Origin of the sequence: Aliiroseovarius salicola (assembly GCF_027891095.1) — a bacterium.
Taxonomy (GTDB): Bacteria; Pseudomonadota; Alphaproteobacteria; order Rhodobacterales; family Rhodobacteraceae; genus Aliiroseovarius; species Aliiroseovarius salicola.
The window spans coordinates 1-16845 of the sequence record NZ_JAQIIO010000006.1 but is presented as its reverse complement, the minus strand read 5'-3'; the positions used below and the strand labels follow the sequence as shown (position 1 = coordinate 16845).

The window sequence follows — 16845 nt, the reverse complement described above, 5'->3', positions numbered from 1 at the left end:
AACTGTTGAAAGTATTTCCCAAAACCCGCCATTTTTACATGCAGTCGATCACCGTACACTCCTTGTTATCCCCGCACGCGCGGGATGGATTACGGGAGGCCACATGACAAATCAGACCGACATTCGCTTTCTTCTGAACGGTGAGGAAAAGACCGCAAGCGAGGTGAACGCCACGTTGACCCTGCTCGACTATCTACGGATCGAAGAGCGGTTGACCGGGACCAAGGAAGGCTGTGCCGAAGGCGATTGCGGCGCGTGTACTGTTCTGGTTGGTCGGCTGCAAAACGGTGTGTTGAAATATGAGACCGTAAACGCCTGCATCCGTTTTTTGGCCTCGCTGAATGGCTGCCACATTGTCACCATCGAACATCTCTCTGGTCCCAAGGGGCGTTTGCATCCAGTGCAACAGGCGATGGTGGATTTCCACGGAAGCCAATGCGGCTTCTGCACCCCCGGATTTGTCATGTCGCTTTATGCGCTGTGGATGGAAAACCCGCAGCCGACCACTCATGAGGTTGAAACCGCTGTGCAGGGCAATCTCTGCCGGTGCACCGGGTATGAACCGATTGTGAAAGCGGCCTTGGCTGTGAACCAATATGGCACCCCGGCCAATGACCACCTGACCCAGATCCGCAAAGAGGTGACCAGCCGCCTGCAGGCTCTGCAGCCAACTACCCGCATCGAAACCGGCCCGGAGGATGATCGCGCCATTCTACCGCTGGACGTGGCAGATCTTGCTCAGGTACTGGCTGAACACCCCAAAGCCACCATCGTCGCAGGTTCTACCGATGTGGGGCTTTGGGTGACCAAATTCATGCGGCCCATCTCTCCTGTCGTATTCATCAGCCATCTGGAAGAGCTGAAGTCCATCACACTCACGGACGACGCCCTGACCATTGGTGCAGGCGTCACCTACAGCGAAAGCCAAGCCGCCATGCGAGAATCCTTCCCGCATCTTGGCGAATACTGGGACCGCATTGCCGGTTGGCAGGTGCGCAACATGGGCACCATTGGCGGCAACATCGCCAACGGGTCACCGATTGGGGATACCCCGCCCGTCCTTATTTCGCTTGGCGCCGAAGTCACGCTGCAAAGCGCATCTGGCACCCGCACCCTGTCACTTGAAGATTTCTTCATCGACTATGGCAAGCAGGATCGTGAAGCCGGAGATTTTGTGGCCAGCATCCGTATTCCGCGCGCCAAATCGGGCCAGATCGACGCTGCTTACAAGATCTCGAAACGCCGGGACGAGGATATATCCTCGGTCGCCGCCGGGATCAGCGTGACCGTGGACAATGACATCATTACCTCCGCACGTCTCGCATTTGGTGGCATGGCCGCCACACCGAAACGTGCTTCCAATGCCGAGGCTGCGCTGGTTGGCCAATCCTGGGGTTCAGCAGCCTTTGACGCGGCAGCAAAGGCGCTCGCTCAAGATTTCTCACCGCTTACCGACTGGCGTGCCTCTGCGGATTACCGTCAGCTTGTGGCAAGCAACCTCTTGCGCCGTTTCCACCTTGAACATGACACCGCAAATGACGCACCCGTGCGTCTGGCCATCGCATAAGGGGCGCCTGAGATGAAAGATCTTCAACCCATTCAGGGCGCCGCCCATCAGGATCTCAAGCATGACAGCGCCATTAAGCAGGTGCAGGGCCGTGCGGATTACACCGACGATATTGCCGAACCAATTGGCACGCTGCACGCCTATCTGGGTGTATCCACCGTTACCCACGCCAATATTCGCGGCATGGATTTGTCGAGGGTTCGCGCGGCCCCCGGTGTTGTCACCGTTCTGACCGCCGAAGACGTGCCTGGCGTGAATGACGTGAGCCCCACCGGACGCCATGACGAACCTGTGTTTCCGACCGGGAAGGTCGAGTTTCATGGTCAGCCGATGTTTGCCGTGATTGCCGAGAGCCGCGATGCAGCGCGCCGCGCCGCGGATCTGGCCGATGTGGACTACGAGGTGCTTCCCCATGCGCTGGATCCAGTATCCGCGCAAGACGCAGGAATGCCACTCGTCACCGACCCTCTGAAACTAGAACGCGGTGATGTGTCCCAAGGGTTTGAGGACGCGACACATCGCATCTCGGGTCAGATGGTCGTTGGCGGTCAGGATCACATGTATCTGGAAGGTCATATCGCCTTTGCCATTCCCGGCGAAGATGACGATGTGATTGTACATTGCTCAACGCAACACCCGAGCGAAGCGCAGCATATGGTGGCCCATGTGCTTGGCGTTCCGAACAATGCGGTTGTGGTCAATGTGCGCCGTATGGGCGGTGGGTTTGGTGGCAAGGAAAGCCAGATGAACCTCTTTTGCGCTGTGGCCGCGATGGGTGCAAAGAAGCTTAACCGCCCGGTCAAGATCCGCCCGGATCGTGATCAGGACATGAGTGCCACCGGCAAGCGCCATGACTTCGTGATCGACTATGATCTCGGCTTTGACGACGAAGGCCGCATTCAGGCGGTGGAAAGCCAGTTTGCCGCCCGCTGCGGGTACTCGTCCGACCTGTCCGGTCCGGTGACCGACCGAGCGCTGTTTCACGCGGACAATGCCTATTATTACCCAAATGTGCGCCTGACTTCGCGCCCGCAAAAGACCAACACGGTCTCAAACACCGCGTTCCGTGGCTTTGGTGGTCCGCAGGGTGCCGTAGCAGCCGAGCGTATGATTGAAGAGATTGCCTACAAGCTGGGCAAGGATCCCCTCGAGGTGCGCAAGACGAACTTCTATGGCGATGAGACAGATGGGCGCAATGTGACGCCCTACCACCAGACGGTCGAAGACAATGTCATCGGTCGCCTCGTGGAGGAGCTGGAAGAAAGCGCTGACTATCAGGCGCGTCGCAAGGCAATCGTTGAAGAGAACGCCAAAGGCGGGATCATTCGTCGCGGCATCGCACTGACGCCGGTCAAGTTCGGCATTTCCTTCACCGCCACCTGGTACAATCAGGCAGGATCTCTGATTCATGTCTACAATGACGGGTCGATCCACCTGAACCATGGCGGCACCGAGATGGGTCAAGGTCTGAACACCAAGGTAGCGCAGGTCGTGGCTGAAGCCTTCCAGGTTGATTTTAACCGGATCAAGATCACCAAGACCACCACGGAAAAAGTCCCAAACACCTCGGCCACTGCGGCGTCAAGCGGCACAGACCTCAATGGTATGGCTGCTCTGGATGCGGCAGAGCAAATCAAAGCGCGTCTGGTTAAGTTCGCGGCTGAAAGTCGTGGCATGTCAGAAGATGCGGTCAGCTTTCATCCCAACCACCTGCGGATCGGCGAAGAGGTCATCGCCTTTGATGCCTTCATCAAAGAAGCCTATATGGCACGGGTTCAGCTCTCAGCCGCCGGGTTTTACAAGACACCCAAGATCCACTGGGACCGCGCCAATGGCACCGGTCGCCCCTTCTATTACTTCTCTTACGGCGCCTCATGTTCGGAAGTGGCCATTGACACGTTGACCGGGGAATACCGGGTCGAGCGTACGGATATCCTGCATGATGTGGGCCGGTCGCTGAACCCGGTCCTCGACAAGGGTCAGGTGGAAGGCGCGTTCATTCAGGGCATGGGCTGGCTCACCACGGAAGAGCTGTGGTGGGACGACGCCGGTCGTTTGCGCACCCATGCGCCATCCACCTACAAAATCCCGCTGGCCAGCGACCGTCCGCGCCAATTCAACGTTGAACTGGCTGACTGGTCGGAAAACCGCGAGATGACGATCAAGCGCTCAAAAGCCGTGGGCGAGCCGCCGTTTGTGCTGGGCATCTCGGTGCTAGAGGCGCTGTCGATGGCAGTGGCCTCGGTCGATGATTATCGTACATGCCCACGTCTTGAAGCGCCCGCAACGCCCGAACGTGTGTTGATGGCTGTTGAACGCCTGAAGGCAAAAGGTTGATCCAATGACGTCGGCGCAATCTCTCATTCAGTTCCTGAACGGTCCCGGTCCGGTCGCGTCCCTGCGACTGACCAAGGTGCGCGGTTCCTCCCCTCGCGCGACCGGGACCGAAATGTTTGTGCGTGCTGATGCCCTGTGGGGCACGATTGGCGGTGGTCAGCTGGAGCATCTGGCGATTGACGCAGCCCGCGATCTGTTGGCCAAGGGTAATCTGTCACAACATCTGGATGTGCCATTGGGGCCGGAAATTGGCCAATGCTGTGGCGGTCGGGTCGAGATGGTGATCTCGCGCATGAGCGAAGCCGACAAAGACATTGCCATCGATATGGCCGTGCAGGAGGAGGCGGAGCAGCCTGCGGTTTATGTTCTTGGCGCTGGCCATGTCGGCCGCGCCTTGGCAGATCTGTTCCAGCATCTTCCCGTTCGTTGCGTGCTGGTGGATCAGCGCGAGGATGAACTGGCGCTCTCATCGGCTAATGTCGAAAAACGCCTGAGCGTCATCCCGGAATTTGATGTACAAAACGCCCCGGCGGGCAGCGCCTTTATCGTGCTGACCCATGACCACGGGCTCGATTTCCTTCTGGCCTCCGCCGCGCTGACGCGTGGTGACGCGGCCTATGTTGGGCTGATTGGATCTGCCACCAAGCGGGCCAAATTTGCCAGCTGGACCAGAAAACACTGCGACAGAACATCTGTTGCACCATTGATCTGCCCCATCGGGGCAGGCGGTAGCCGCGATAAGCGGCCAGCCGTGATCGCCGCCCTTGTGGTGAGTGAAGTGATCACGGCGCTGACCTCTGAACCTGCCGCACACCCCCAAAACTGGGGCGCTGTTTCGCATATCGCGGCGCAGTGAAGAAACCGGGGTTGGGAGGATCTCAGGAGGAGATACCTACCCCGTTGAGAAGAGGAGGTCCCTATGAGGGATGGGAGTTACACATACAAGCTGTTTCACCGCAGCGATTTCAGCGCGTTTTGGGCGCTGTTTACCGATAACCTGATCAACCTGATGGTCTTGGCAGGGATCTGTCAGTTCGTCTTCCAGATGCCAGCCGATATCGTTTATGGCCGGATCGTACCCGGTGCGGCCATTGCCATTCTGGCTGGTATCGCGGTTTACGTGGTGCTTGCCAAACGAGCAGCGGCGCAACATGGGCGGGATGTGACCGCCCTGCCCTATGGCATTTCAACCCCGGTGATGTTCGTCTATCTCTTTGGTGTGATCGGTCCGATCTACTGGTCGACCAATGATCCCATGCTGGCCTGGCAGGTCGGTATTGGTGCGGGTTTCATGGGCGGCATCGTAGCCGCCATGGGGGCCATCATCGGCCCATGGCTGAAGCGCGTCACCCCGCGGGCCGGTATGCTCGGCACACTTTGCGGCATCGCTCTGGTGTTCATCGGCACCGTGCCGCTGGCCACTGTGTTTGAGAACCCGTTTATCGGTTTTGCCTCGATGATCATCATTCTCTGGGGGCTGGTGGGCCGTTTCCGCCTGCCGTTCAACATTCCGGCCGGTCTGCTTGCGCTGATCGTCGGTACCGTTGTGGCCTTTGCCATTGGCGAAGCCAAGATCAGCGTGGATGGCGTCGGTTTCTACCCGCCCATGCCTTATTTCGGTGACCTGATTGCCGGTATCCAGCATCTGTTTGCGAACCCTGAACTCTTCCTGGTTCTGGTGCCGGTGCAGATCTACAACTTCATCGAAACCATGAACAACGTCGAAAGTGCGGAAGCTGCTGGCGACCACTATCCGGTCGCAACCTGCCAGATCACAGATGGTGTCGGAACCATGGTTGGCGCCGTGTTTGGTTCGCCTTTCCCAACCACCGCTTATATCGGCCACCCGGCTTACAAGCGTATGGGGGCACATGCCGGTTACATCATTGGTGTGGGTGTCGTGATCCCGCTGGCCGCCTTCCTTGGCCTCTTGGCCTTCCTCAACAACCTGATCCCTGTGGCAGCTGCCGCTCCGGTTCTGGTGTTTGTGGCCCTGAGCCTGATCACCAACACTGCCCATTCGGTCAAGACCGACCATATGGCCGCCGTAACCATCGCCATGATGCCACACGTATCATCGTTCCTCATGGTCAAATGGGGATCTTTGATGGGTGCGCTTGGTGCCGTGGGTGTCGCTGCCCTTCCGCAACTGGGGGATGACGCCCTGACCGCAGCCCTTCTGCAACAAGGGGCGCATTTCGAGGGGCACCTTGCCCTCAGCCAGGGTGCAATCCTGACCGGTCTGATCTGGGGTGCGATTGTGGCCAGCGTGATTGACGGGAACTTCCGCAATGCCGGTGGCTTTGCCCTTGCTGCTGCGATCATGTCCAGCCTGGGTGTGATCCATGGCGCCAGCCTGCACTGGCCGGAACTGAGTGGCGTGTCCGCAGGCTACCTGATTGCCGCCGCGTTCCTTTACATCTATCCGCTCTTCCACAAGGAAGACGAGTTGGTGAATGAGAACGTTGTGGTCGAGGAAGTCCCGAACACCCCGGCTGAATAAGAAAGCCATACATCCCCGAACAACCCGTGCGGGCCAAATATCTCTCCCCTTGGCCCGCACATTTTCTCTGTCAAACGACAGTTTCAATATCGGATCTACACATGACCAAAACGGTACAGCGGACGCTCCTGCGTGGGCGGATCCTCGATTTCAACGCGGCTCCTCGGGACGAAAACGATACCGAAGCCTATAACTATCTCGAAGACGGCGCGATCCTGATCTCAAACGGACAGATCGAAGCAACGGGTGAGTTCGCCCCCCTTTCGGCCTATGCACAAGATGCCGAAGTGATTGATCACCGGCCCAACCTGCTGATGCCCGGTTTTATTGATACCCATATCCACTTTCCACAGGTCCAGGTGATTGCCTCTTGGGGAGATCAGCTTCTGGACTGGTTGAACAATTACACCTTCCCGGAAGAAACACGGTTTGCCGAGCAAGCTCATGCCGAGAACATGGCGAGCCATTTCTATGACTTCCTGACCAATCACGGCACCACAACGGCAGTTGCCTATTGCTCAGTGCACTCCACCTCGGTTGAGGCCTATTTCGAAGAAGCCGCCCGACGCAACATGTGCATGATCGGCGGTAAGGTGATGATGGACCGGAACGCCCCCGATGGGCTCTTGGACACACCGCAATCAAGCTATGATGACAGCAAGGCGCTGATCAAGAAATGGCATGGTCAGGGACGCGCGCATTACGCCATCACGCCACGCTTTGCGATCACCTCGACCCCTGAACAGCTCGAAATGGCAGGCGCGCTTGTATCGGAACACCCGGAGTGTTTTGTCCAGACCCACCTGAGCGAAAACCACGATGAGATCGCCTTCACCGCCGAGCTTTACCCGGACGCGCCGGATTATCTTGGCGTTTACGAGCATTACGGCCTGTTGACCCCAAAAATGCTGCTCGGGCATTCGATCCACCTGACCGAGCGCGAAATCGACGTACTGGCCAGTACGCAGGCCAAGCCTGTGTTCTGCCCAACCTCGAACCTGTTCCTTGGCAGCGGTCTGTTTGACGATGCCGGTCTGAGCGCGCGTGGGATTACCAATGCCATCGCCACCGATGTCGGGGCGGGTACAAGCTATTCGATGCTGCAAACCCTGAATGAAGGCTACAAGATCCTTCAGTTGCAGAACCAGAAGCTGCACCCGCTACGCGCCTTCCACTGGATCACCCGCGGAAACGCCGCAGCCCTTGGATTGGAAGACAAGATCGGCACACTGGCCCCCGGGACAGATGCCGATATCGTTGTTTTGAACGCCAATGCCACACCCGAAATGGCGTTGCGCATGGAACGCGCGGAGAGCCTGTCGGAGGAGCTGTTCATCCTGCAAATTCTGGGGGATGACCGCTCGGTCGACGCGGTCTATGTGGCGGGTCGTGAAATGAAGCAGACAGCAAATGGGGCCGCTGCACCATCTTTGCAAAAACGGGTTTCAGAACTCGCCTGACGCGCCCTCACCCGGCGCGCCGACATGAAGCAGACATGAAATGGAAAACGCGGCGTGGTAATCCACGCCGCGTTTTGTTCTTTATCTCGTGCTCGGACGAGCAGATCAGACGTGATCATCCTGTGCTAGCGAGCCCTGACCGTGACCGGAGTGACCACCAGACACTTCGTCAGTGGATTCGTCCGACAGTTCCTCAGGCAGCAGCAGGTTCAGCACAATCGCAATCAGTGCCGCCGGCAGGATGCCCGACGCGGCCAGAATGCGCAGGGTGTCCGGCAGGTATTGCAGCGCGTTCGGCGCCCCCGGCTTTAGGTTCATCACCTCGAGCTGCAGGCCAAAACCGATCGACAGAGCGATGGCGAAGATCACCATGTTGCGGCGGTTCCAAACCACATCCGACAGCATCGAGACGCCAGCCGAGACCACCATGCCGAACATCACGATCACGCCGCCGCCCAGCACTTCGATCGGGATCGTGCGGATCAATGCACCAACTTTGGGCATCAGGCCACAGATGATCAGGAAGATGGCACCAATGGTCACCACATGGCGGCTCATCACGCCGGTCATGGCAATCAGTCCCACATTCTGGCTGAACGAGGTGTTGGGCAGACCGCCGAACAAGCCGGCGACCGCGGTGCCAACACCGTCGGCATAGGTTGCGCCCTGGATTTCCTTGTCGGTGGCCTCGCGCCCGGCACCGCCTTTGGTGATGCCGCTGACGTCGCCTACGGTTTCGACCGCGCTGACAAAGGACATCAGGCAGAAGCCAATGACCGCAGCCGTTGTGATCTCAAAGCCGTATTTGAAGGGGTTCGGCAGGCCGAAGGCCGCCGCGCGGTCCCAGCTCTGGCCAATGCTTTCGAACGTCACCAGACCAAAGAACATCGAATAGATATAGCCGATGACGATGCCGATCAGCACCGCTGACACCGATAGCATGCCACGGGCAAAGAATTTGAGCCCGAGGGTCGAGAAAATCACCACCAGTGCAACCGACCAGTTCAGCAGGCTGCCGTATTCCTCTTGGCCAAACGCCTTGGCCGGCACGCCGCCCGCTGCGTATTCAATGCCGACTCGCACCAGATAAAGACCGATCATCAGCACCACCAGGCCCGTCACCAACGGCGGCAGAGCGAACCGGATACGCCCGATAACGGTCCCCAGCGCGGCGTGGAACAGGCCACCAACCAAAACGCCGCCGAAAATCACCGGCAGCGCCTCGGGGCCCTTGCCCGCAACCAACGGAATCATGATCGGGATAAAGGCAAAACTGGTGCCCTGCACAATCGGAAGCCCGGCGCCGATGGGGCCCAAGGTCAGGGTCTGCAACAGCGTCGCGATGCCGGCGAACAGCATCGACATCTGGATCAGATAGCTCATGTCTGGAAAGCCAAGCGCGCCCGCGTCAGAGCCAAAGCCAAAGCCAGCGGCCCCAGATATGATAATGGCGGGCGTGATGTTTGAAACAAACATCGCCAGAACGTGCTGGATGCCTAGTGGAACCGCCTTAGCTATAGGCGGTGTATAGTTGGGATCGCGGAGCTGCTCCGGCGTCCCTATAGATGTATCAGCCATATGTCTTCCTCCCTAAGTAGGCCGGATGCGTTTTCGCATTCTCGGCTCATGGCCTTTCGATTATGATGTCCTCCTTGAACCAGTGTTCCTGCAGGTTCGGCCCTGCGCCGATCCTATCGATCACCGCAAAACGTCCCTGATCCGACAGGGGGGCACAGACCCCGTGCCAGATATTGCGGTGGTAATTTACGCCCTGTCCCGGCTGGGTAATGAAGGCAACGGGCGTTCCCGGACGCCCCTCTTCATCCGGTGCAACGACCACTAGAAACGGCTCGCTGCTCATCGGGACAAATGCCTGACTGCCGTCCGGATGGCGTTCGACCATGTCAAGCACCATCGGCAGCGTACGCGCCTCGGCATCAAAGATACTGATCCCGGCGCAACCATCTGAAAAGTCGAGATTTGCGCGGTCGTGAAACCGCCCGCAAAGCCCCTGATTGATCATCTTGTCTGGCGCTCCCGCCGCTTCAAGCACATCGCCAAACGGGGCGAATGCCTCAGCCGTCAAAGGCTGGGGAGTGATGGAAAGCGTCATGCGTCGAACTTTTCTTCAAGGCGCAATTCGGCAATACGCTCAACCTGTTTGCAGGCTTCAGCAAACTCTGTGTCGCGGTCATTGTCGATCCGGCGGTGAAAGGCATCGAGGATGCTCGCCTTGGTGTTGTCTTTCACGGCAATGATGAAGGGAAAGCCATGTTTGCCCGTGTAGGTGTCGTTCAGCTTGGTAAAGGTCGCGCGTTCCTCATCGGTCAGCATATCAAGTCCCGCGCCCGCCTGTTCGGCCGTGCTTTCAGCGGTCAGCCGCCCGGCAGCGGCCAATTTGCCTGCAAGATCCGGGTGCGCCACGAGAACTCCTAGGCGCGCCTCTTCGCTCGATGTGCGAAAAATGCGGGCCAATGCGTTGTGGACGCCTGCAGCCGTGTCATGGGTCGGCCCCAGTTCCAGATCAAACGCCCCCTCGGCAATCCAGGGGCTGTGTTCAAACACACCACCAAACTCGGTCACAAATGTGTCCTTGTCCATATAGGACGGGGTAAAACCTTGCATCGGCGGATGTTCCTTTGCCCAGTGATCCGCGATCTGTTCGCGGGTGGCGAACCAGACGCCCTCATGTGATTTGAAATGCTCGATGACGCGTTTCAGCGCAGCGGCCCGTCCCGGGCGTCCGATCAGACGGCAATGCAAGCCGATTGACAGGATCTTCGGCGCGCCGTCTTGCCCTTCGGCATAGAGCATATCGAAACTGTCTTTCAGGTAGCTCTCGAACTGATCGCCATTGGTATAACCTGCCTGAATCGCGAACCGCATGTCGTTGCAATCCATCGTGTAAGGCACGATCAGTTGATCCTTGCCACCGGCCTTGACCCAATACGGCAAATCATCCGCGTAACTATCGGCGATATAGGCGAAATCACCCTCTTCCGACGCGAGATCCACCGTGTTCATCGAACAGCGTCCGGTGTACCAGCCGCGCGGCGGAGTGCCGACCACTTCGGTATGCAGACGGATTGCCTCACGGATCTGTTCCCGCTCTTCGTCTGGCGACATGTCTTTGTGTTCGATCCACTTCAACCCGTGGCTGGCGATTTCCCAACCCGCGTCTTTCATCGCCTTCAACTGTTCGGGTGCCCGTGCGAGAGCGGTTGCCACGCCATAAACTGTGATCGGCAGGTCATCCAAAAGACGATGCACGCGCCAGAACCCGGCGCGCGATCCATATTCGTAAATCGATTCCATATTCCAGTGGCGCTGCCCCGGCCAAGCCTGTGCTCCGGTGATTTCAGACAAGAACGCCTCGGATGCGGGATCGCCATGTAAGATGTTGTTTTCACCACCTTCTTCATAGTTCAGGACGATCTGCACCGCGATTTTGGCACCGTTCGGCCAGTTGGCCACCGGTGGTGTCGCGCCATGGCCTGTCATGTCTCTTGGGTATCGTGTCACGTGGGTTTCCTAGCTTTGTTAACAAAATAATAACCTGAAAATCAGGAACCATTATCAAAAAATACAAAAAGGAGTCTTCGGTTGCTCTGCCTTTGTCTCGCACAACACATCCGTTTTATGAAAGGATAGACCCAATAAGGGCCAACAGACCGGAGATGTCGAAATGACAGGATACCTAACCACCCATGTTCTTGATACGGCCCGTGGCTGCCCGGCCGAAGGATTGAAAATCGAGCTTTATCGCATCACCGGTGACAGCCGCAGCCTGCTCAAAACCCTGACAACCAATGATGATGGGCGCACGGATGAGCAGATCCTGCCCGCCGAAAAATTCGAGATCGGAGAATACGAGCTGGTGTTTCACGCTGGCGCCTATCTGGATGCCACCGGCACCCCACCGGAAGAGCCGCGCTTTCTTGACGTGATCCCGCTCCGCTTTGGCATGTCAGAGCCGTCGCACTATCACGTGCCGCTGCTGCTCTCACCTTTTGGATATTCGACCTACCGGGGCAGCTGAGGACATAACCCGGCGCCCTCCCTGCGCATTAACCCTCGCCCGAGTTGCGAATTTTCGCGGCAATCCGGTCGATCACAAACTCCATGAACAGCCGCGTTTTGGGATCCTGCCCGCGGCGATGGGTGAAAAGACACGCCATCTGAATCGGTTCAGGTGGCGTTTTTGTAGCCACTGGAACCAGCCTGCCCGCTTTGAGATGCTCTGAGATCTCAAACACGGGTTTCATCGCGATCCCGTGTCCATCAAGCGCCCAATCGGTCAAAACATCCCCATCGTCGGATTCATACCGCCCCTCAACACGGAAACGCTTTGGCCCCTCTTCGGTTGACAACAACCACTGAAACTCAGTTGCGCCCGGAAAGCGCAGGCTGAGACACTCGTGACCATTTGAGACAAGATCATCCCCACTGACCGGCGCACCCCGTTCCCTGATGTAGGAGGGTGCTGCGCAGAGGACTCGCTCCACATCAGCGATCTTGCGAATCCTCAAGTTGCTGTCTTCTGGCTGACCCAGGAAAAACGCCAGATCCAGACCTTCGGTGGTCAGATCCACTTTGCGGTCGGTCAGGCGCAGACGAAGGTTAACTTCGGGGTATTCCTTCAGGAAATCCGGCACCAATGGCGCAATCAGCCTGCGCCCCACGCCCAATGGCGCGGCCACGTATAAGGATCCTCGCGGGTTCTCGGTGATATCAACGATCTGCGCCTCAGCACTTTCCACAGCCTCAAGAATTTCTGTTGCCCCGCGGTAAAAGCTCTCGCCCTGTTCGGTTGGGGTCAGGCTGCGCGTGGTGCGCTGAAACAGCCGCACGCCAAGATGTTCCTCTAGCTGGGAAATGCGCGACGAGGTCACGGCCGGGGAAATCCTTAGATCCCGCCCTGCGGCAGACATGCTGCCAAGTTCGTAGACACGTACGAAAGTTCGGATATTGTCGAGATAGGACATTCTTCTGTTTTTTTTGATGCTGCTTGGTCGTTAACAGCAATACCAGAATAAACAAGCCTCGCCTAGAGTGGCTGCAACACGGAATATTGGGAGGTATGCCATGTATGATCTGGCAATCATCTGGGATTGGATCGCGTTTTCGGTCCGCTGGCTTCATGTCATCACAGCAATGGCGTGGATTGGTGCGTCGTTCTATTTCATCGCGCTCGATCTGATGCTGAAGCCAAATGATGCTTTGCCCAAAGGCGCTTATGGCGAGGAATGGGAAGTGCATGGCGGGGGATTTTACCACACCGTCAAATATCTTGTGGCCCCGTCCGAGATGCCCGAACACCTGACCTGGCACAAATGGCAAAGCTACGTGACCTGGCTGTCGGGTGCGGCCCTTCTGATGATCATCTATTGGGTGGGCGGCGAACTGTTCCTGCTCGACCCGACCAAAGCTGACCTCGCCCTGTGGCAGGGGATCGTGATTTCCGGCGCCTCGCTGACCATTGGCTGGCTGGCTTATGACCAGATGTGCAAATCCAAGCTGAGCGAAAATCCTACACTTCTGATGCTGCTCTTGTTTGCCATTCTTGTTGCTATGTCATGGGGTTACAATCAGATCTTCACTGGTCGGGCAGCACTTTTGCATCTGGGTGCCTTCACCGCCTCGATCATGACCGGGAACGTGTTTTTCCAGATCATGCCGAACCAACGTATTGTGGTGGCAGACCTCAAGGCCGGGCGCACACCTGACGCGAAATACGGCAAGATCGCCAAGGTGCGGTCGACCCATAACAACTATCTGACCCTGCCGGTCGTATTCCTGATGTTGTCGAACCACTATCCGTTGGCCTTCGGCACCGAGTATTCCTGGATTATCGCCAGCCTGATCTTCCTGACCGGCGTCACCATCCGCCACTACTTCAACACCATGCACAAAACCGGCAAGGGACCGAACTGGACCTGGCTTGTGACCGCCCTTCTGATGGTCGCCATTGCGTGGTTGTCGACAGTGCGGAGCGGCGACACCTATGAAGAAGCCGAAGCGCGCGAGATGACCGCATATGAGCAGAAATTCGCGTCATCAGAAAAGTTCGAGGATGCGTATTATGCGGTGGTTGGAAATTGTTCCATGTGCCATGCCCGCGAACCCTCATGGGAGGGGATGCACTGGGCTCCGAAAGGCGTGGTTCTGGAAACCGAGGTTGACGTCGCCCGCCATGCCGAACAGATCTACCTTCAGGCTGGTCTCAGCCACGCCATGCCGCCCCCCAACGCGATTGAGATGGACAGCGACAGCCGAAACATGATCGTCGCCTGGATCAAAGACGTGCGCGGGTCCTGATTTCAGGCCAACATATCGGAACGGAATATATGAATGGCGAGCCTATATCAGGTTCGCCATTTTCATTTTCTAGAAATCCAGAAGGGGACAATCGCCTCCAGCACTTCTGACAAGATGCCAGTTAGCCCCGGAATCCGGTGGCCACCACAAATTTCTCAGAGGAATCCGAGCGGCTGGACGGGGGTTTCATATAGCGTACCTTGTCGAACTTGATCTTCAGGATCTTTTGAAGCTCCGCTTCGGCCCCACCGGCCAGAACTTTGGCGACAAAGGTGCCGCCCACATCCAGCACATCAAACGCCAGATAGGCCGCCGCCTCACAAAGCGCCATAATGCGCAGGTGGTCGGTCTGTTTGTGACCGGAACTGGACGCAGCCATATCCGACATCACCACATCCGCCTTGCCGCCAAGCCAGTCCTTGATCTGTTCATCCGCACCCTCTTCCATGAAGTCGAGCTGATGGAACTCGGCGCCAGCAAGGGGTTCAATTTCCTGCAGATCAATGCCAAGGAAGGTGCCAACGCGCTTACCGGGTTTTTCACCAAGCGCATTGATGCGGGGCACGGCAACCTGCGCCCATCCCCCCGGCGCACAACCCAGATCCACCACGCGGGCTCCGTTCACCAGAAACCGGAATTTGTCGTCCAGTTCCATGATCTTGAAGGCCGCACGTCCACGAAATCCTTCGGCCTTTGCACGGGCCACATAAGGATCATTCAATTGCCGCTGCAACCAGCGCGTGGAGGAATTGCGCCGACCACGGGCGGTTTTCACCTTCACCGTCAGGTCACGCTGGCCCCGCCCGGACGATTTGCGCGTCCGCTTTGAATACTTCTTGCCGCCACCAGATCCGGTGCCGTCATTATTTCCCGAGCTTTCAGACATCAGAATGGTCCGTCTTCCAAAACACCGTCCGAGGACATTTGCGAATAGAGAATGCCCTCTCTAAGGCCCCGATCCGCCACTGACAAGCGATCCGTGGGCCAAACCCGCAAAAGCGCCTGCAGAATGGCCGCCCCTGACATGATCAGAGATTGCCGATCGCGCCCGATATGCGAATTCATCCGTCGGCCATTTGGACCAAGCGCAAGATAGCCCTGAATGACTTTTTCGATCTGCTCAGATGACATACGCAGCCCATCAACCTTGTTCCGATCATAACGGCGCAGCCCAAGATGGGTTGCGGCCACGGTTGTCACCGTGCCTGAGGTGCCAATGATCTGGAACCCTTCACGGGAGGGTTCATGATAAAACGGACTGAAATCCGCCAGCTGCTCTTCGAAATGCACCGACATGAGCGCATAACGACCGGCGTCATCATCCACATCGTCATACATTTCGCGCAGGGTCGCGACCCCAAGCGGCACCGAGATCCAGTCAACCACAGAGGCCTGCGGGAACGGACCGCTGTCCCCCACGAACCCACGTCCCATGCGCATGATGGATTTTGGACGTTCCAGAGGTGGCACTTTTGACAGGTCCAGCCACACAAGTTCAGTGGATCCACCACCGATATCCACCACCAAAAGCTGTTCTGTGCGGGTCGAAACCAAAGGCGCGCAGGACACAACCGCCAGACGGGCCTCTTCTTCAGGCTTGATGATCTCCATCTTCAGACCCGTTTCGCGGCGAATGTAGTTCATGAAACTGCGCGCGTTCTTGGCGCGGCGGCAGGCCTCGGTCGCCACCAGACGCATACGTTTCACATCATGTTTGATCAGTTTTTTTCGGCAGATCCGCAGCGCCTGAACCGTACGCGCCATCGAAGATCGCGACAGTTTTCCAGAGGCTTCAAGCCCCTTTCCCAGCTGTACCGATTTCGAGAAACTGTCCACAACGTGAAACTGACTGCCCTTTGGCTGGGCAATCAGCATACGACAACTGTTTGTGCCAAGATCCAGAGCTGCATAGAGCCCACTTGGATCCGGCGATTTCGGCGCGGGGGTTACAACCGCTTTCGGGAACGCGCCCGCACCATCGGGACGCTTGGGCGCCATTGGTTACGCCCTCCATTTCGAGTTGTCCCCACGATAGGCATCGGCAGAGAATTGCGCAATCCCTGACAAGCACAGATTGATAATGATAATGAGAAAGTTTCACGACAAATGGACCACATTTGCGGTGGGGGCCCGTGGCCACGGAGACGCAATTAACGTATTCCTCGGCATGCATTTCAGACACCGAAGTCGTTTGTGGATCACCCGGTGTCGAAATTCGTCAGCTTGAACGGGCGCGTCGGCCCTAGAACAGAGCAACAAGGAATAGGGAGAATCACAGGATGCCTGACGTCACGATCGTATATTGGAGGGACATGCCCGCCCAGGTCATCGTTGGCAAAGGGCGCCGGGGGGCCAAGGCCGCCCTGCCCGAACGGTTCGAACAGGCCATTGACCGGGCCGCCATGAAGGTGGGTGCGCGCGACAGCGACGCCTATCTGGCGGAATGGCACAAGGCTGCCCCCTATCCGGTTGAAGGAGACCCGCAAGAGATCGCCCAGGCAGAAGCCGCCCGGATCGATGCGGAATATGATCAGGAGCGCCTGAAAGCGCTGATTGCCAACGATGGTCGTGCGTAACCCGCTCTGACCCAAGCTGAGGGAGGCAGCCATGGCGCTGTTGAATTTCCGCAAAAAGACCACTGAAGAGGTCAAGCCTGCGAA

Annotated in this window: 14 protein-coding genes; 8 read left to right on the top strand and 6 right to left on the bottom strand. The window is 57.6% G+C overall.

The features are described 5' to 3' along the window. Positions 1–103: 103 nt before the first annotated feature. The 5 genes from xdhA to guaD all read left to right on the top strand — a co-directional run bounded on the left by xdhA (position 104) and on the right by guaD (position 7867). Positions 104–1567, top strand: coding sequence for a xanthine dehydrogenase small subunit (gene xdhA / locus O2N63_RS11795; RefSeq protein ID WP_271054477.1), 1464 nt, complete (start codon positions 104–106; stop codon positions 1565–1567). Positions 1568–1579: 12 nt separating this feature from the next. Next, positions 1580–3904, top strand: coding sequence for a xanthine dehydrogenase molybdopterin binding subunit (xdhB, locus tag O2N63_RS11790; protein ID WP_271054476.1), 2325 nt, complete (start codon positions 1580–1582; stop codon positions 3902–3904). A gap of 4 nt (positions 3905–3908) precedes the next feature. Further along, positions 3909–4760, top strand: a complete 852-nt coding sequence (gene xdhC / locus O2N63_RS11785; protein WP_271054475.1) for a xanthine dehydrogenase accessory protein XdhC — start codon at positions 3909–3911, stop codon at positions 4758–4760. Positions 4761–4823: 63 nt separating this feature from the next. Then, complete coding sequence (locus O2N63_RS11780; RefSeq protein ID WP_271054474.1) at positions 4824–6407, top strand: xanthine/uracil/vitamin C permease; 1584 nt, start codon at positions 4824–4826, stop codon at positions 6405–6407. Positions 6408–6508: 101 nt separating this feature from the next. Beyond that, complete coding sequence (gene guaD, locus O2N63_RS11775; RefSeq protein ID WP_271054473.1) at positions 6509–7867, top strand: guanine deaminase; 1359 nt, start codon at positions 6509–6511, stop codon at positions 7865–7867. 105 nt (positions 7868–7972) lie between these two features. On the opposite strand, the gene O2N63_RS11770 is transcribed toward guaD, so the two are convergent. Genes O2N63_RS11770 through puuE form a run of 3 tightly spaced genes read right to left on the bottom strand, consistent with a single transcriptional unit; the run spans position 7973 to position 11389 of the window. Next, a complete protein-coding gene (locus O2N63_RS11770) occupies positions 7973–9445 on the bottom strand; it encodes a uracil-xanthine permease family protein (protein WP_271054472.1) in 1473 nt (490 codons plus the stop codon). A gap of 46 nt (positions 9446–9491) precedes the next feature. Continuing rightward, positions 9492–9980, bottom strand: coding sequence for an ureidoglycolate lyase (locus O2N63_RS11765; RefSeq protein WP_271054471.1), 489 nt, complete (start codon positions 9978–9980; stop codon positions 9492–9494). Continuing rightward, a complete protein-coding gene (gene puuE / locus O2N63_RS11760) occupies positions 9977–11389 on the bottom strand; it encodes an allantoinase PuuE (protein ID WP_271054470.1) in 1413 nt (470 codons plus the stop codon). Before puuE ends, O2N63_RS11765 begins: the two co-directional genes overlap by 4 nt. Before the next feature lie 163 nt (positions 11390–11552). Here puuE and uraH point away from each other — a divergent pair, with 163 nt between their 5' ends. Beyond that, positions 11553–11906 carry a hydroxyisourate hydrolase gene (gene uraH / locus O2N63_RS11755; RefSeq protein WP_271054469.1) on the top strand — a complete coding sequence of 118 codons (354 nt, stop codon included), beginning with the start codon at positions 11553–11555 and terminating at the stop codon, positions 11904–11906. A gap of 28 nt (positions 11907–11934) precedes the next feature. On the opposite strand, the gene O2N63_RS11750 is transcribed toward uraH, so the two are convergent. After that, positions 11935–12852, bottom strand: a complete 918-nt coding sequence (locus O2N63_RS11750; RefSeq protein WP_271054468.1) for a LysR family transcriptional regulator — start codon at positions 12850–12852, stop codon at positions 11935–11937. A gap of 100 nt (positions 12853–12952) precedes the next feature. On the opposite strand from O2N63_RS11750, the gene O2N63_RS11745 reads away from it, so the two are divergent. Then, positions 12953–14185, top strand: a complete 1233-nt coding sequence (locus O2N63_RS11745; protein WP_271054467.1) for a urate hydroxylase PuuD — start codon at positions 12953–12955, stop codon at positions 14183–14185. A 121-nt stretch (positions 14186–14306) separates the two neighbouring features. On the opposite strand, the gene O2N63_RS11740 is transcribed toward O2N63_RS11745, so the two are convergent. Together O2N63_RS11740 and O2N63_RS11735 are read right to left on the bottom strand one after the other, a co-directional pair. After that, positions 14307–15071, bottom strand: coding sequence for an RlmE family RNA methyltransferase (locus O2N63_RS11740; RefSeq protein ID WP_271054466.1), 765 nt, complete (start codon positions 15069–15071; stop codon positions 14307–14309). Then, on the bottom strand, positions 15071–16183 hold the full coding sequence (locus O2N63_RS11735) for a Ppx/GppA phosphatase family protein (RefSeq protein WP_271054465.1): 1113 nt from the start codon (positions 16181–16183) through the stop codon (positions 15071–15073). The genes O2N63_RS11740 and O2N63_RS11735 overlap by 1 nt, the downstream gene beginning before the upstream one ends. A gap of 281 nt (positions 16184–16464) precedes the next feature. Here O2N63_RS11735 and O2N63_RS11730 point away from each other — a divergent pair, with 281 nt between their 5' ends. After that, positions 16465–16761, top strand: a complete 297-nt coding sequence (locus O2N63_RS11730) for a virulence factor (protein WP_271054464.1) — start codon at positions 16465–16467, stop codon at positions 16759–16761. Positions 16762–16845: the final 84 nt, after the last annotated feature.

Bases quoted from the DNA above. Each gene is read 5' to 3' on its own strand.
- xdhA (WP_271054477.1), top strand. From the start codon at position 104: ATGACAAATCAGACCGACATTCGCTTTCTTCTGAACGGTGAGGAAAAG.
- xdhB (WP_271054476.1), top strand. From the start codon at position 1,580: ATGAAAGATCTTCAACCCATTCAGGGCGCCGCCCATCAGGATCTCAAG.
- xdhC (WP_271054475.1), top strand. From the start codon at position 3,909: ATGACGTCGGCGCAATCTCTCATTCAGTTCCTGAACGGTCCCGGTCCG.
- O2N63_RS11780 (WP_271054474.1), top strand. From the start codon at position 4,824: ATGAGGGATGGGAGTTACACATACAAGCTGTTTCACCGCAGCGATTTC.
- guaD (WP_271054473.1), top strand. From the start codon at position 6,509: ATGACCAAAACGGTACAGCGGACGCTCCTGCGTGGGCGGATCCTCGAT.
- O2N63_RS11770 (WP_271054472.1), bottom strand. From the start codon at position 9,445: ATGGCTGATACATCTATAGGGACGCCGGAGCAGCTCCGCGATCCCAAC.
- O2N63_RS11765 (WP_271054471.1), bottom strand. From the start codon at position 9,980: ATGACGCTTTCCATCACTCCCCAGCCTTTGACGGCTGAGGCATTCGCC.
- uraH (WP_271054469.1), top strand. From the start codon at position 11,553: ATGACAGGATACCTAACCACCCATGTTCTTGATACGGCCCGTGGCTGC.
- O2N63_RS11750 (WP_271054468.1), bottom strand. From the start codon at position 12,852: ATGTCCTATCTCGACAATATCCGAACTTTCGTACGTGTCTACGAACTT.
- O2N63_RS11745 (WP_271054467.1), top strand. From the start codon at position 12,953: ATGTATGATCTGGCAATCATCTGGGATTGGATCGCGTTTTCGGTCCGC.
- O2N63_RS11740 (WP_271054466.1), bottom strand. From the start codon at position 15,071: ATGTCTGAAAGCTCGGGAAATAATGACGGCACCGGATCTGGTGGCGGC.
- O2N63_RS11735 (WP_271054465.1), bottom strand. From the start codon at position 16,183: ATGGCGCCCAAGCGTCCCGATGGTGCGGGCGCGTTCCCGAAAGCGGTT.
- O2N63_RS11730 (WP_271054464.1), top strand. From the start codon at position 16,465: ATGCCTGACGTCACGATCGTATATTGGAGGGACATGCCCGCCCAGGTC.